This window comes from Bacteroides sp. 51 (genome assembly GCF_010500965.1).
Lineage (GTDB): Bacteria > Bacteroidota > Bacteroidia > Bacteroidales > Bacteroidaceae > Bacteroides.
This window is the reverse complement of the sequence record NZ_QVMI01000160.1, coordinates 1-328: the sequence shown is the minus strand read 5'-3', so window position 1 is coordinate 328 and position 328 is coordinate 1. Positions and strand designations below refer to the sequence as shown.

1 protein-coding gene is annotated in these 328 nt (G+C 47.6%); it reads right to left on the bottom strand.

Annotated features, from left to right (window positions below; genetic code table 11):
* Positions 1 to 120: 120 nt before the first annotated feature.
* On the bottom strand, positions 121 to 328 hold a 208-nt coding region (locus tag D0T87_RS23935; RefSeq protein ID WP_203558787.1), incomplete at its 5' end, for a hypothetical protein.

The window sequence follows — 328 nt, the reverse complement described above, 5'->3', positions numbered from 1 at the left end:
GAGGCGTGCAAATGCTGTTGCCGATTATTTGAAACAAAATGGTGTTGCATATAATCAATTCCAGGCCGTACAGGGTGTAGGATATGATCAATATGACCTGGAGTGGTGACGCTGTATGGGCTATTGAAGAGGCTGCAGCGGTAGGCGTTGAAGTGGATTAGGTATAGCCTTAAGCCAACGGATTACATCCCCGTGCTGATTCTGAGGATAACGACTGATAAAAAGCGGTTTCATATCCTTATCCATCTCTCCGGTGTTCGTTGTAATCTGCAATCCCGGCACAATACCTTGCAAGGCCTGGGTAGCCGATGTTACGGGACGTGATTCC